A 12,304-nucleotide genomic window follows, 5' to 3' on the forward strand; every position below is an offset into this window, starting at 1 on the left:
GGAGTCGCCCCGATGTACATGCCGCCCCATTTCGACAGCAAGGACCGCGCGATCGCCGCGCAGCTGATGCGCGAGCATCCCTTCGCCAGCCTGATCTCGGTGGACGACGAAGGCCAGCCCTTCGGCACCCACCTGCCGCTGGTGCTGGACGACCGCCGGGAGGAGGGCGGCTTCGCCCTGCTGGGCCATTGCGCCAAGCCGAATCCCCTCTGGCGCCACCTGCAGGCACGGCCGCGGGCGCTGGTGACCTTCCTCGGGCCGCATGCCTACATGTCACCCTCGGTCTATCCCGACCTGGCGCGGGTGCCGACCTGGAATTACCTGGCCGTGCATTGCACGGTGGAAGCGCGGCTGATCGAGTCGCCCCCCGAGAAGGATGCACTGCTCAAGCGCCTGATCGGCGATCACGAGCCGGCCTACGCCCAGCAATGGCGCGACCTGGGCGAGGAATTCCAGCTCAAGATGTTGAACGGCATCGTCGGCTTCGAGCTGCAGGTGACGGCGCTCCAGTGCAAGCTGAAGCTCAACCAGCACCGGCGCGAGGCGCATGCGGCCATGTATGCGCAGTACAGCGCCGGTTCGCCCGACGAGCAGGCCCTCGCGGTGTGGATGCAGCGCCTCGGCCTGAAGACCGAGGCCGCCCCGGCGGAGGAACGCTGAATGCGCGCGCTCGGCCTGTTGGGGGTGCTGCTCGCGCTGGTGATCGTGGGCGTGCTGGTCAAGAAGCAGCTGGGCGGGATGGCGGCCGGGCCGTCCGCAGCCCCGGGGCAGGCGCCGGCGACGCAGCCGCGCCAGGTGGAGCAGCAGTTCAAGCAGGCGCTGGACGCCGCCATGCAGCAGCCCCGTCCCGTCCCCGATGACGCCCGCTGACGCGCACTGGATGCGCCTCGCGCTGGACGAGGCGCATCGCGCGGCCGAAGCCGGCGAGGTGCCGGTGGGCGCGGTGCTGGTGAGGGAAGGGCGGCTGCTCGCGAGCGGACGCAATGCCCCGGTAGCGCTGCACGATCCCAGTGCCCATGCCGAAATGAATGCGCTGCGCGCCGGCGGCGCGGCGCTGCGGAACTACCGCCTCGACGGCTGCGAGCTCTACGTCACGCTGGAGCCCTGCGCGATGTGCGCCGGCGCCATGCTCCATGCACGGCTGGCCCGCGTGGTGTTCGGCGCGGCCGATCCGAAGACCGGCGCTGCCGGCTCGGTGCTGGACCTGTTCGCCAACCGGCAGCTCAACCATCGCACGCAGGTGGAGGGCGGGGTGCTTGCCGACGAGTGCCAGCAGGCGCTGCAGGACTTCTTCAAGGGCCGGCGCAGCGCGGCGCGCGAGGCGGCCGAGCCACTGCGCGACGATGCGCTGCGCACCCCGCCCGAGCGCTTCGAGGCGCTGCCCGACTACGGCTTCGCGCCGCGCTACATCAGCGACCTGCCGCAGCAGCGCGGCTGGCGCATGCATTACCTCGACGAGGGGCCGGTTGACGCCCCCTGGGCCTGCCTTTGCCTGCATGGCCCGGGCGAATGGAGCTACTTCTTCCGTCACCTCGCGCGCGTGCATGGGCTGAGGGTGCTGGCGCCGGACCTCATCGGCTTCGGCCGCAGCGACAAGCCCAAGCGGGAGACGGTGCACCAATGGCCCTGGCACCGGGATCTCCTGCTTGCCTGGCTGGAGCGCCTGCAGCCGGGGCCGCTCGCGCTGGTTTACAGCGCGGGCGCGGGCGAGCTGGCGACCCTGCTCACCAGCGCCGCACCGGAGCGCTTCATGCTGGCCATGGCTGCGCCCGATGGCGGCACGAGCGCGGACGCCGCCTGGCGCGCGCCCTTTCCCGATCGTGGCTTCGAAGCGGCGCTGCGGGCCTTCGGCCCCGTGCCCGAGGAGGTCTCGGGTCCCAGCGAACAGCAGGCGGAGCTGATCGCGCGTGAGGCGATGGGATACTTCGGCCCGTGAAAAAGAAGCACATCTACATCTATTCCCCCTCCAGCGCCGTGCGCGACAAGGCCGCCTTCAAGCGCGGCGTCAAGCGCCTGCAGGCGCTGGGCCACGAGGTCGAGGTCGACGAGGCTGCGCTGGCCACCCACCAGCGCTTCGCGGGCGACGATGCGACCCGCCTGGCCGCCATTGCACGCGCGGCCGCCAGCGGCGCCGACGTGGCGCTGATCTCGCGCGGCGGCTACGGGCTCACGCGCATCCTGGATGCCATTCCCTACAAGGCGGTGGCCAAGGCCATCGGGCGCGGCACCGAGTTCGTGGGCCTGAGCGACTTCACCGCCTTCCAGTGCGCGCTGCTCGCGAAGACGGGCGCGGTCAGCTGGTCGGGGCCGGCACTCGGGGAAGATTTCGGCGCCGAGGACGGGCCCGACGAGATCATGGAAGCCTGCTTCGACGACCTGCTGCACGGGCAAGGCGAAGGCACCGGCTGGCGCGTGCCCAAGCGCGAGGGCGAGTCCCTCGCGGGCTTTCGCAGCCTGCACGACGCGACGCTGTGGGGCGGCAACCTCTGCGTGCTGACCAGCCTGCTGGGCACGCCTTACTTTCCGGCGATCGACAAGGGCGTTCTCTTCCTCGAGGACGTGAACGAGCATCCCTACCGGGTGGAGCGCATGCTCGACCAGTTGCGCCATGCCGGCGTGCTGGCGCGCCAGAAGGCCGTGCTGATCGGGCACTTCACCGGCACGCGCAAGGTGCCGCACGACCGCGGCTTCGACATGCAGACGGTGGTGACTCGCCTGCGCGGGCTGATCAAGGCGCCGGTGCTGACGGGCCTGCCCTTCGGCCATGTTCCGACCAAGGTGCTGCTGCCGCTCGGCGCCCATGTCGAGGTCGCGGCCGATGGACGCGATGTCTTCATGGTGTGGGGGCACAGGCACGCCCACTGAACAGGCCGCAAAGAAAAAGCCGCTGCGAAGGCAGCGGCTTGGCGTGCGGGAGGAGGGGACGCGCCTTCTCAGGTGGTGATGCGGTGATGCGGCCGCGGCACCAGCGCGCCGGGCAGGCCACCCTTGAACAGGCGATTGATCTCGCGCATCTGGCGGCGGGCGGCGGCTTCGCCATCAATGGCGCTCAGGGCCGTCAGCACGTCCTGGCGCAGGTACCAGAGCGCTTCCATGTCGCCCGCGAAGCGCACCCGCTGGGCGACGCGCTGGGCGGAATGGCCCCCATGGCCTTGAAGGAGCGAAAGCATGGCGCTGCGGATCTGGCCCATCTGGCGGTCCGTGGAGCGGCCCATGCCGAGGATCGGAGACGACAGAAATCGGAAGAAACTGTGGAGTGACGCCATGAGACGAAGGTGGGATGCCTGGAGCCCTGATGGCTACAACGTTAAGCGCGTAGGATTTGGCGCACAAGGGGAGGAAAGGGGAGGAAGCATGATTTCATGTTGAAAAACAACATACTTCACAAATTTCTTCATGCTTTAGGCGAGCAATTGATACCTAAGTTGTACTAACCATGTGAGCCTGTTTGTACAGGTGTGTTTCCGAATGAAAAAGCAACAACTTCGGTCGCCAAGGTGTCGATTTGATGCCGCTTTGGGGCGTTTTTGCTGTGCTTTGCCATAATCCCTCGGCGCGAGCCACCAAAATTTGCACATAAATGACCGGTCATTCCACTGTCGTTTTCGCTGACCTGACCGGGAGCACCCGGGTCTTCGAAGCCATCGGCAACGCCCGGGCCACGGAGACTGTCACACGCCTGATCCAGTGGATCGGCGGCGTCTGCGAATCCCACGGTGGCCGTGTCGTGAAATCGCTGGGCGATGGCGTGTTCGCGATATTCGCCAGCGGCGCGAGCGCCACCCGGGCTGTGCTCGAACTTCAGCGCAACCATCAGAAACGTCTCCAGACCTGGCCAGCCCCGCTGCGCATGGAGTTGCAGATAGGCGTGGCCAGCGGCGAGGTGGTGGAGGTGGATAGCGACTGCTACGGCGACGCCGTCAACCTGGCCTCCCGCCTGAGCGACCTCGCCGGTCCAGGCCAGATCTGGGCGACCGAGTCGGTCATCGACCAACTGCAGGGCGGGGAGGCGCGGCACCGCAGCCTCGGGCCGATCAACATCCGCGGCAAGAACGAAATGCCGGTGGTGCACCGCATCGACTGGCAGGACGAGGTCACCGAGTTCCTCACCATGCCGGCTTCGCTCGCCGCGCCGTCGCGAGGGGCGGATTCCTCCTTCGGGCAAATCGAGCTGGCGTGGCTCGACGTCCGCTCCATGTTCCGCGCGGAAGAGCTGCCGATCCATCTGGGCCGGGTCGACGACGCACAGTTCGTGGTCAACGATCCGCGCGTCTCGCGCCTGCATGCGCGCATCGAGGCGCGGCAGGGCAGCTGCGTGCTGGTCGACATCAGCACTTACGGCACGTGGGTCCGCTTCCACGGCACCGCCGGCGCCAGCGGCGAGATCGCGCTGCGCCGTGACGAGTGCGTGCTGCATGGCAGCGGCGAAATCGGGCTGGGCGCGCCCCTGAGCGACTTCAGCGCGCCAACGATCTCCTTCAACACCACCGGCGGCAACGTGCTGCTCTCGCGGCGCGACGCCCGCTGAGCCTGCACGGCGCGCCGATCGCCCGTCGCCTTTCCCGGTATTCCTTGGCAAGCGGCGCGGCTGCGTCCACCATGGTGGATTTCTTCCGCCGCCGTGCTGCCCCCCTTCGATCCCTGGCTGACGAACCGCATCGCCCTCGACGCGGCTGCGGCCGCGCATGCCGGCGCATCAGCGCTCGCGGCGCGGCGTGAACAGCGCCTGGCCGACCTGCTGCGCGCCGCCGCGCGCGGATCGGCCTTCTACCGTCGGCTTTTCGAGGGGCGGGACCCGGCGGCCATCCGCCTCGAAACCCTGCCGGTCGTGCGCAAGGCCGAGTTGATGCGCGCCTTCGACGACTGGGTCACCGATCCTGCGCTGCGCCTCGATGCGCTGCGCCGCTTCACCGCCGATCGCTCGCGCATTGCCGATGCCTTCGCCGGGCGCTCCGTGGTGTGGGAGAGCTCGGGCAGCAGCGGCGAGCCGGGCATCTTCGTGCAGGATGCGCAGGCGATGGCCGTGTACGACGCGCTGGAGTACCTGCGTCGCCCGGCGGCGCGTTCGCTCGAGCGGCTGATGAACCCGTTTGGCCTGGGCGAGCGCATTGTCTTCGTCGGGGCGACGGGTGGGCATTTTGCGAGCACGGTTTCGATCGAGCGCCTGCGCCGGCTCAACCCGGCCCTGGCGCTGAGCCTGCGCAGCATCTCCTTCCTGCAGTCGGCCGAATCGCTGGCGGCGCAGCTCGACGCATTGCGCCCCACGGTGATCGCCACGTATCCCAGCGTGGCGCTGCTGCTGGCCGAGGAACGCCTGGCCGGCCGGCTGCAGGCAGCACCGCAGGAAGTCTGGACCGGCGGCGAGAACCTGTCGGCCGCCTGCCGCGGCTTCGTGCAGCAGGCACTCGGTTGCGCGGTGGTCAACAACTACGGCGCCTCCGAGTTTCTGACGCTGGCCAGTGAATGCCGCCAGGGCCGGCTTCACCTCAACAGCGACTGGGCAATCCTCGAATCGGTGGATGCACGAGGCCGCGTCGTGGCGGCGGGCGAGCGCGGCACCACGACACTGCTGACCAACCTCGCCAACCATGTGCAGCCGCTGATCCGCTACGACCTGGGCGATCGGGTGCAGCAGGACCCCGCTGCCTGTCCCTGCGGCAGCGCGCTGCCCGTGATCGAGGTGGAAGGCCGCAACGACGACGCGTTGCGCCTGGGCCGTCCTGGCACGCGGACCGTCTGCGTCCCGCCGCTGGCAGTGAGCACGGTGTTGGAGGACGATGCCGGCCTGTTCGATTTCCAGCTCGTGCAGGAAGGCCCCTGCGAACTGCTCCTTTGCACCGGCCTGCAGGGCAAGGCGGCGGATGCCAGCCTGCGCCGGGGGCGCAGCGCGCTGTCGGCCTTCCTGGCCCGGCAGGGGGCTGTCGGCGTGCACATCCACTGCAGGAGCGGGGAGCGCGAGCGCCGCGGCATCAGCGGCAAGGTGCAACGGGTGCTCGTGGCCGCACCCGAGGCTTGAAGGTGCGGCCGGCATCCACTAGGCTTGATGTTTCGCCCGGCCTGGCGCTTCGCGCGATCCGAACCTCGAGTCCCCTGGGAGAACCCTCATGACCTTCGCCTCTGTCACTGATCTGCCGAACGGTCCTTACGGCAGCTTCCAGTCACTCCTCGAACTGCAAACCGCCATTCTTCAGAGCCTGATGCGGGCGCAGCAGGCCCAACTCCAGATGATGACCGTCTGGCAGCAGCCCTTCGCCGCCGTCAACCAGGAACTCTGGGACCAGTGGATCTGCCGCTTCGGCGGCGGCGTTCCCATCGACGGCTGAGGGCGTAGACACCGCGATCCGGCGGATCTGCGGGTTTTCACCTAGCTTGAAGGCCTCAAGTTTCGCGGGGCCGCTGCCGATAAGTCTCGTGACCCGGCCCGGAATCGGCGGCCGTCTAGGAACAAGCATGCGGAATATGAAGATCGCGACCCGCCTCGGGTGGGGTTTCGGGATCGTGCTGCTGTTGATGGCTGCATCGATCGCGGTGGGCATGGTGCGTCTGCGCGGCATGGCCGAGATCCATGCGCGGGCCGGCGCTGCGCAGCAGGAAGCGCTGGCGGGCGGCCTCCGCCAGTTGTCCCAGCCCGGTGCGGGCGGGGAGGCCGTGCAGAAGCAGCTGGCCGCCGTGGCCGCACTGCAGGCACAGCAGGCGAAGACGGCTTCCGCGGAGGTCGAAGAGGTCATCGCCGGCGCGCAGTGGCTGCTGTTCGGGCTGGGGCTGCTCGCGCTGGGCGTCGGCGTGGGCTGGACCATCGGCATGGTGCGGGCCATCGTGCGGCCGCTGGACGAGGCCATCCTGATCGCCGAGACGGTGGCGTCGGGCGACCTCAGCAAGGAATTCGAGACCGAGCGCGGCGGCGAGTTCGGCCGCCTGCTGCGCGGCATGGGCGAGATGGAGGACACGCTGACCGACGTGGTGACCCGCATCAAGGAGTCCACCGATTCGATCGTGACGGCGTCCAGCCAGATCGCCTCCGGGAATCAGGATCTGTCCTCGCGCACCGAGGAGCAGGCCAGTTCGCTGGAGCAGACCGCTGCCTCGATGGAAGAGCTGACCTCCACCGTCAAGCAGAACGCCGACAACGCACGCCAGGCCAATCAGCTGGCGCTCTCGGCCTCCGACGTGGCGGTGAAGGGCGGCGACGTGGTCAGCCAGGTGGTGGACACCATGGCGTCGATCCATGCCTCCTCCAGGAAGATCGTCGACATCATCGGCGTGATCGACGGCATTGCCTTCCAGACCAACATCCTGGCACTCAACGCAGCGGTCGAGGCCGCGCGGGCCGGGGAGCAGGGCCGCGGCTTCGCCGTCGTGGCCGCGGAGGTGCGCAACCTCGCGCAGCGCTCCGCCGGCGCGGCCAAGGAGATCAAGGGCCTGATCGACGATTCGGTGGGCAAGGTCAACGCTGGCACCGCACTGGTGAGCGAAGCCGGCCGCACCATGGAAGAGATCGTGGGCAGCGTCAGGCGGGTGACGGACATCATCGGCGAGATCACCGCCGCCAGCCACGAGCAGACCCAGGGCATCGAGCAGATCAACCAGGCCATCACGCAGATGGACCAGGTGACGCAGCAGAACGCCGCGCTGGTGGAAGAGGCCGCGGCTGCCGCGGCGTCGATGCAGGAGCAGGCCGGCAAGCTGTCGCAGGTCGTGGGCACCTTCAAGCTCGACGACGACGAAGCGCCGGCTGTGCCAGTGCCCGTGCAGGTTCGGCCGGCACCGGTTGCCGTGCGGCCCAAGCTGCCGGTGAAGCCCGTGCAGCGGATCGCCGGAGCGGCGCCGCGTCAGCCTGTCGTGCCGGCAAAGCTGCCTGCAGGCGGCGACTGGGAGAGCTTCTAAGCCGTGCGCGACGCGCTGCGCGGCGCCGCCGCGACCTGGGCCGCGAAGCTGAGGATCTGCTCCAGCGCGATGATGAAGGCCGCGCCCACCGCCACCAGCGTGACCAGCACCGGCAGGTCCAGCGCGCTGATGATGCCGAAGCCATTCGGAATGGCGCGCGGATTGGCCGTGGTGCAGATGAAGTCCGCCGCACCCATGCCGGTGTAGTGCATCGAGCACACGGCCACGCCCATCACCAGCGCGGCCGCGAGGCGCACGCCGATCGTGCGCGTGTTGAAGGCCAGCCAGAGCGCCGCGCTGGCCGCCGCCATCGCCATCAGCACCGAGACCGCCACGATTCCCAAGTCCCAACGGATGAAACCGCCGAAGCGCATGCCGTACATGCCCAGGTAGTGCATCACCGCCACGCCCAGGCCCAGCAGGGAGCCGGCCGTCACGATGCGCCTCGGATCCTTCGGCGCCTGCGCCACATAGGCCAGCGCGACGGAGGAGGCCACGATGGCGGCGACCAGCGAGACCAGCGTCTCGAACAACGAGTAGCCGATGCCCATCTGCAGCTTGACCGCGACCATGCCGATGAAGTGCATGGACCACACGCCGATGCCGCCGAGCGCGACACCCGTGACGAGGCTGTTGGACAGGCTGGTGCTGCCGTCCGCCCGGCGGATGCGGCGGGCCGCCGTCAGCGCGACGAAGGCGCCGATGACCGAGAGCAGGTAGGACAGCCCGACGAAGCCGAACTGGTAGACGGGGACGATCAGAGTTTCCATCTGAGATTCCGAAGCCCCACAGGGCATTGTTATTGGTGGTAACGATGTTATTCTTTGTTACTACTTTTAGATGTGATCGATTTCACGCGAAACAAAAGTTCTCGTTTGAGATCGGAGGTTCTTCTGCGGCCGTGGCTGCGAGAGGGCTGATGCTGCGGCGGCAGAATGGCCGCAGGTCCCCTGGCCCCTCGTACCCCTTTTCGCGACGCGCATGAACACCGAAACACCCGCCCCGCCACCTCCCCATGCCCAGGCCGGTGCCTGTGCCTATCTGCTGCACGTTCTCCTGCAGGAAGCCGAGCGACGGCAGGCTGGCTTCATCGGCACCGTCATCGCGGGAGTGGTGCGCGACCACCAGAGCATTCCCGGCGACATTCCCGAGAAGCCCCTGGTCGATGCCATCTTCGAGGAGACGCTGCGGATCCTGCGGCACGCGAACGAGCCCTTCGGCCCACCTGCCCTGGAGCCGGCGCCGCGGCCGCGGGGCTGATGGCGCGCCGGAATGACCAAGATGCCATGCAGGGCCATCGCTTCCCCTTGACGCCGCCCCGTTAGACTCGCCGCCATGTTTCGCTGGCTGCTCGCCGTCTTCGCCTTCATGCTGGCCACCCAGTTCGCCTGGGCGGCGGCCGCTGCCTATTGCGGGCACGAGTCGAACCCGGCGGCGGCGCACGTCGGCCACCACGCGCACAAGCATGCGACGGCGCCGTCCGATGCAGCGCATGCCGACACCACGACCGACCTCGCCAAGAGCCCCCTGGGCGCCGACCACCCGGATTGCAGCTACTGCCACGGCGGCGTCGCGCAACCGGTCACGCTCAAGATCTCCGTCGCAGCCATGCCGGCCGCCAGGCGCTTTGCGCCTCCGGCGCCGCGCCCCTTCCTCTGCGCGATCGACGACGACATCGATCGCCCCAAATGGACCCGCCTCGGTTGAGCCGGCGCGTGTCCTGTCTTTCCTCATTCCTTCCTTGCTGATGGCCTGACGACCCGCGCCGGATTCCTTGTCCTGTTTCTTGACCGGAGAATTCGATGTGCAGGTTTCCCGTGCCCATGGCGCTCGCGCTCATGGCACTCGCGAGCGCCGGTGCGCTCGCCCAGAACAATCCATCCGCGGACGCGGTGCCCCAGGCCGCCGCGCCGGCGGCCGCCCCGGCCGCATCCCTGACCCTGGCCGCCGCGGTGGCGCTGGCGCTGGACCACAGCCCCGAGCTGTCGGCCGCCCGGCGCGAGATCGAGGCCGCCGAAGGCGCCCGCATCCAGGCCGGCGTGCTGCCGAACCCGAGCCTGAGCGTCGAGCTCGAGGACACGCGCCGCGAGACGCGGACGACCACCGTCCTGCTCAGCCAGCCCATCGAGCTCGGCGGCAAGCGCGGTGCCCGCATCGAGGCGGCGGAGCGCGCGATCGAGCTCGCCCGCGTGCAGCTGGAAGGCCGCGAGGCCGAGCTGCGGGCGAGCGTTACCGCCGCCTTCTTCGCCGCGCTCATCGCGCAGGACCGGGTGCGCCTGGCGCTGGCCTCGCTGGCGCTGGCGAACACTGGCAGCCAGGCCGCGGGCAAACGGGTCAGCGCCGGCAAGATCTCGCCGGTCGAGGAGACCAAGGCGAAGGTGGCCGAGGCGAACGTGCGCCTGGAACTGGTGCAGGCCCAGGGCGAACTGCGGACCAGCCTGCAGCAGCTGCGCGCCGTCACCGGCGCACCCACGCCGATCGGCGGGGTCGATGGCGATGCCCTGGCGATGCCACCGTTGCCGCCCGAAGCGCTGCTGGAGGAGCGCCTCCAGCGCGCCCCCGCGATGCGCCAGGCCGGCCTGGACGTGCAGCGCCTGCGCGCGCTGGCCGAGCTGGAGCGGGCCAAGCGCGTTCCGGACATCACGCTGACCGTCGGCGCCAAGCGGCCGCAGGAGATGGCGCGCAGCCAGGCGGTCGTCGGGATCTCGGTGCCGCTGCCGATCTTCGACAGCAACCGGGGCAACCTGCTGGAGGCCCTGCGCCGGCAGGACAAGGCGGGGGACGAGGCCCGCGCCCTCGAACTGCGCCTGCGCGCCGAGGCCGGCGCCGCGCTGCAGCGTCACAACACCGCCCGCACCGAGGCGGCGGCGCTGCAGGCCGAGATCCTGCCGGGCGCGCAGAGCGCCTTCGACGCCGCCACCAAGGGCTTCGCGCTGGGCAAGTTCAGCTACCTCGAGGCCCTGGACGCGCAGCGCACCCTGCTGCAGGCGCGCGCCCAGTACCTGCGCGCGCTGGCAGATGCCCATCGCTCGATCACGGACCTGGACCGCCTCCTGGGCGGCCCGGACCCGACCGCAACCGCATCCCCGATTTCCAAGGAGCGCCCATGACCACTCCGAGCAACGCGAGCGGCCTCAGCCGCGGGCACCGTCTTGCCATCCTCTTCATCGTCGTCCTGAGCGTGGTCGCGGCCGCGCTGATCTGGCGCATCGGGCCAGCCGGCACCTCCGAGGAAGGCCACGGCCACGGCCATGCGGAAGAGGCCGGCAAGGAAGGCGACGACCACGGCCATGGCCACGAGCACGGGAAGGACGCGCATGGCCATGCGGAAGAGGCCACCGCCAAGGCACCCCAGGAAGGCGCCAAGGCGGTCGAAGCCAAACAGCCCGCGGGCAGGGTGACCCTGTCCGATGCCCAGGTGCAGTCCGCCGGCATCGCGCTGGCGGAGAGCGCGCCGGCGACGATCGGCAGCTCCACGCGCTTCCCGGGCGAGATCCGCTTCAACGAGGATCGCACCGCCCACGTCGTGCCCCGCGTGGCGGGCGTGGTCGACAGCGTGCATGCCGACCTCGGCCAGCAGGTGCGCAAGGGGCAGGTGCTGGCGGTCATCTCCAGCACCGTCGTGTCCGAGACCCGGGCCGAACTGCAGGCGGCGCAGAAGCGCCAGCAGCTGGCCCGCACGACCTACGCGCGCGAGAAGACCCTGTGGGAGCAGAAGATCTCGCCCGAGCAGGACGTGCTGCAGGCCCGCCAGGCGCTGCACGAGGCGGAGATCGCCGCCGCGAACGCGAGCCAGAAGCTGTTCGCGCTCGGCGCCTCGGCCCAGGGCAGCGCGCTCGGGCGCTTCGAGCTGCGCGCGCCCTTCGACGGCATGGTGGTCGAGAAGCACATCGCGCTCGGCGAATCGATCAAGGAGGACGCCAACGTCTTCACCCTCTCCGACCTGTCCACCGTCTGGGCCGAGATGAGCGTGGCCGCGCGGGACCTGCAGCGGGTGCGCGTGGGCGAGCGCGTCATCGTGCGCTCCGGCGCCTTCGAGGCGAGCATCGAGGGCAAGGTGGCCTACGTGGGGGCGCTGATCGGCGAGCAGACCCGCACGGCGCGCGCCCGCGTCGTGCTGCCGAACCCGCAAGGCGCATGGCGGCCGGGCCTCTTCGTGGACGTGGAGCTGGTCGCCGAGGAGGTGAAGGCGCCGGTCACGGTCGCGGCCGCCGCGCTGCAGACCGTCGACGGCAGGCCGGTGGTCTACCTGAAGGTGCCGGGCGGCTTCATGCCGCAGCCGGTGCGCGTGGGGCGCAGCGACGGCCAGCGCGTCGAGATCCTCGACGGGCTCCAGGCCGGCGCGCCGCATGCCGCGGCAGGCAGCTTCGTCCTCAAGTCCGAGCAGGGCAAGCGCTCCGCCACGCACACGCACTGAGGC

At 69.6% G+C, this 12,304-nt stretch carries 14 protein-coding genes; 12 read left to right on the forward strand and 2 right to left on the reverse strand.

Annotated features, from left to right (window positions below):
* Positions 1 to 12 precede the first annotated feature (12 nt).
* From A8M77_RS08495 to A8M77_RS08510, 4 genes are read left to right on the forward strand one after another with little or no spacing between them, the layout of a single operon-like run.
* On the forward strand, positions 13 to 660 hold the full coding sequence (locus tag A8M77_RS08495) for an FMN-binding negative transcriptional regulator (protein WP_086921117.1): 648 nt from the start codon (positions 13 to 15) through the stop codon (positions 658 to 660).
* Positions 661 to 870, forward strand: a complete 210-nt coding sequence (locus A8M77_RS08500) for a hypothetical protein (protein ID WP_086921118.1) — start codon at positions 661 to 663, stop codon at positions 868 to 870.
* The gene (tadA, locus tag A8M77_RS08505) at positions 857 to 1,936 is read left to right on the forward strand and encodes a tRNA adenosine(34) deaminase TadA (protein ID WP_086921119.1); all 1,080 of its coding nucleotides are present in this window, start codon (positions 857 to 859) and stop codon (positions 1,934 to 1,936) included. The genes A8M77_RS08500 and tadA overlap by 14 nt, the downstream gene beginning before the upstream one ends.
* Positions 1,933 to 2,865 carry an LD-carboxypeptidase gene (locus A8M77_RS08510; protein ID WP_086921120.1) on the forward strand — a complete coding sequence of 311 codons (933 nt, stop codon included), beginning with the start codon at positions 1,933 to 1,935 and terminating at the stop codon, positions 2,863 to 2,865. Before tadA ends, A8M77_RS08510 begins: the two co-directional genes overlap by 4 nt.
* A 68-nt stretch (positions 2,866 to 2,933) precedes the next feature.
* Here A8M77_RS08510 and A8M77_RS08515 read toward each other — a convergent pair whose 3' ends face one another.
* Positions 2,934 to 3,215 (reverse strand): hypothetical protein, encoded by a 282-nt coding sequence (locus tag A8M77_RS08515; protein WP_086921121.1) that lies wholly within the window; start codon positions 3,213 to 3,215, stop codon positions 2,934 to 2,936.
* Positions 3,216 to 3,580: 365 nt separating this feature from the next.
* Between A8M77_RS08515 and A8M77_RS08520 the strand changes: the two genes are divergently transcribed.
* The 4 genes from A8M77_RS08520 to A8M77_RS08535 all read left to right on the forward strand — a co-directional run bounded on the left by A8M77_RS08520 (position 3,581) and on the right by A8M77_RS08535 (position 7,884).
* Positions 3,581 to 4,528 (forward strand): adenylate/guanylate cyclase domain-containing protein, encoded by a 948-nt coding sequence (locus tag A8M77_RS08520; RefSeq protein WP_086921122.1) that lies wholly within the window; start codon positions 3,581 to 3,583, stop codon positions 4,526 to 4,528.
* 93 nt (positions 4,529 to 4,621) lie between these two features.
* Positions 4,622 to 6,016, forward strand: coding sequence for a phenylacetate--CoA ligase family protein (locus A8M77_RS08525; protein WP_086921123.1), 1,395 nt, complete (start codon positions 4,622 to 4,624; stop codon positions 6,014 to 6,016).
* Positions 6,017 to 6,104: 88 nt separating this feature from the next.
* Entirely contained in the window at positions 6,105 to 6,323 is a 219-nt protein-coding gene (locus tag A8M77_RS08530) for a hypothetical protein (protein WP_086921124.1), read from the forward strand.
* A 136-nt stretch (positions 6,324 to 6,459) separates the two neighbouring features.
* Positions 6,460 to 7,884 carry a methyl-accepting chemotaxis protein gene (locus A8M77_RS08535; protein WP_443270649.1) on the forward strand — a complete coding sequence of 475 codons (1,425 nt, stop codon included), beginning with the start codon at positions 6,460 to 6,462 and terminating at the stop codon, positions 7,882 to 7,884.
* Here the strand turns inward: A8M77_RS08535 and A8M77_RS08540 are convergent.
* On the reverse strand, positions 7,881 to 8,654 hold the full coding sequence (locus tag A8M77_RS08540; protein WP_086921125.1) for an MHYT domain-containing protein: 774 nt from the start codon (positions 8,652 to 8,654) through the stop codon (positions 7,881 to 7,883). The genes A8M77_RS08535 and A8M77_RS08540 overlap by 4 nt on opposite strands.
* 211 nt (positions 8,655 to 8,865) lie before the next feature.
* Between A8M77_RS08540 and A8M77_RS08545 the strand changes: the two genes are divergently transcribed.
* The 4 genes from A8M77_RS08545 to A8M77_RS08560 all read left to right on the forward strand — a co-directional run bounded on the left by A8M77_RS08545 (position 8,866) and on the right by A8M77_RS08560 (position 12,301).
* Positions 8,866 to 9,144, forward strand: coding sequence for a hypothetical protein (locus tag A8M77_RS08545; protein ID WP_086921126.1), 279 nt, complete (start codon positions 8,866 to 8,868; stop codon positions 9,142 to 9,144).
* Between the two features lie 75 nt (positions 9,145 to 9,219).
* Positions 9,220 to 9,591, forward strand: coding sequence for a hypothetical protein (locus A8M77_RS08550; protein WP_086921127.1), 372 nt, complete (start codon positions 9,220 to 9,222; stop codon positions 9,589 to 9,591).
* A 95-nt stretch (positions 9,592 to 9,686) separates the two neighbouring features.
* The gene (locus tag A8M77_RS08555) at positions 9,687 to 10,994 is read left to right on the forward strand and encodes a TolC family protein (RefSeq protein ID WP_086921128.1); all 1,308 of its coding nucleotides are present in this window, start codon (positions 9,687 to 9,689) and stop codon (positions 10,992 to 10,994) included.
* Positions 10,991 to 12,301: an efflux RND transporter periplasmic adaptor subunit gene (locus tag A8M77_RS08560; RefSeq protein WP_086921129.1), complete on the forward strand. Its 1,311-nt coding sequence runs from the start codon at positions 10,991 to 10,993 to the stop codon at positions 12,299 to 12,301. The genes A8M77_RS08555 and A8M77_RS08560 overlap by 4 nt, the downstream gene beginning before the upstream one ends.
* The last annotated feature ends 3 nt before the right edge of the window (positions 12,302 to 12,304 follow it).

Origin of the sequence: Variovorax sp. JS1663 (genome assembly GCF_002157355.1) — a bacterium.
In the GTDB taxonomy this organism is placed as follows: Bacteria; Pseudomonadota; Gammaproteobacteria; order Burkholderiales; family Burkholderiaceae_C; genus Variovorax.

What these genes read in the sequence shown, in the direction of transcription:
- A8M77_RS08550 (WP_086921127.1), top strand. Translation starts at nt 9,220, where the DNA reads ATGTTTCGCTGGCTGCTCGCCGTCTTCGCCTTCATGCTGGCCACCCAG.
- A8M77_RS08495 (WP_086921117.1), top strand. Translation starts at nt 13, where the DNA reads ATGTACATGCCGCCCCATTTCGACAGCAAGGACCGCGCGATCGCCGCG.
- tadA (WP_086921119.1), top strand. Translation starts at nt 857, where the DNA reads ATGACGCCCGCTGACGCGCACTGGATGCGCCTCGCGCTGGACGAGGCG.
- A8M77_RS08530 (WP_086921124.1), top strand. Translation starts at nt 6,105, where the DNA reads ATGACCTTCGCCTCTGTCACTGATCTGCCGAACGGTCCTTACGGCAGC.
- A8M77_RS08540 (WP_086921125.1), bottom strand. Translation starts at nt 8,654, where the DNA reads ATGGAAACTCTGATCGTCCCCGTCTACCAGTTCGGCTTCGTCGGGCTG.
- A8M77_RS08500 (WP_086921118.1), top strand. Translation starts at nt 661, where the DNA reads ATGCGCGCGCTCGGCCTGTTGGGGGTGCTGCTCGCGCTGGTGATCGTG.
- A8M77_RS08560 (WP_086921129.1), top strand. Translation starts at nt 10,991, where the DNA reads ATGACCACTCCGAGCAACGCGAGCGGCCTCAGCCGCGGGCACCGTCTT.
- A8M77_RS08520 (WP_086921122.1), top strand. Translation starts at nt 3,581, where the DNA reads ATGACCGGTCATTCCACTGTCGTTTTCGCTGACCTGACCGGGAGCACC.
- A8M77_RS08515 (WP_086921121.1), bottom strand. Translation starts at nt 3,215, where the DNA reads ATGGGCCGCTCCACGGACCGCCAGATGGGCCAGATCCGCAGCGCCATG.
- A8M77_RS08545 (WP_086921126.1), top strand. Translation starts at nt 8,866, where the DNA reads ATGAACACCGAAACACCCGCCCCGCCACCTCCCCATGCCCAGGCCGGT.
- A8M77_RS08535 (WP_443270649.1), top strand. Translation starts at nt 6,460, where the DNA reads ATGAAGATCGCGACCCGCCTCGGGTGGGGTTTCGGGATCGTGCTGCTG.
- A8M77_RS08555 (WP_086921128.1), top strand. Translation starts at nt 9,687, where the DNA reads ATGTGCAGGTTTCCCGTGCCCATGGCGCTCGCGCTCATGGCACTCGCG.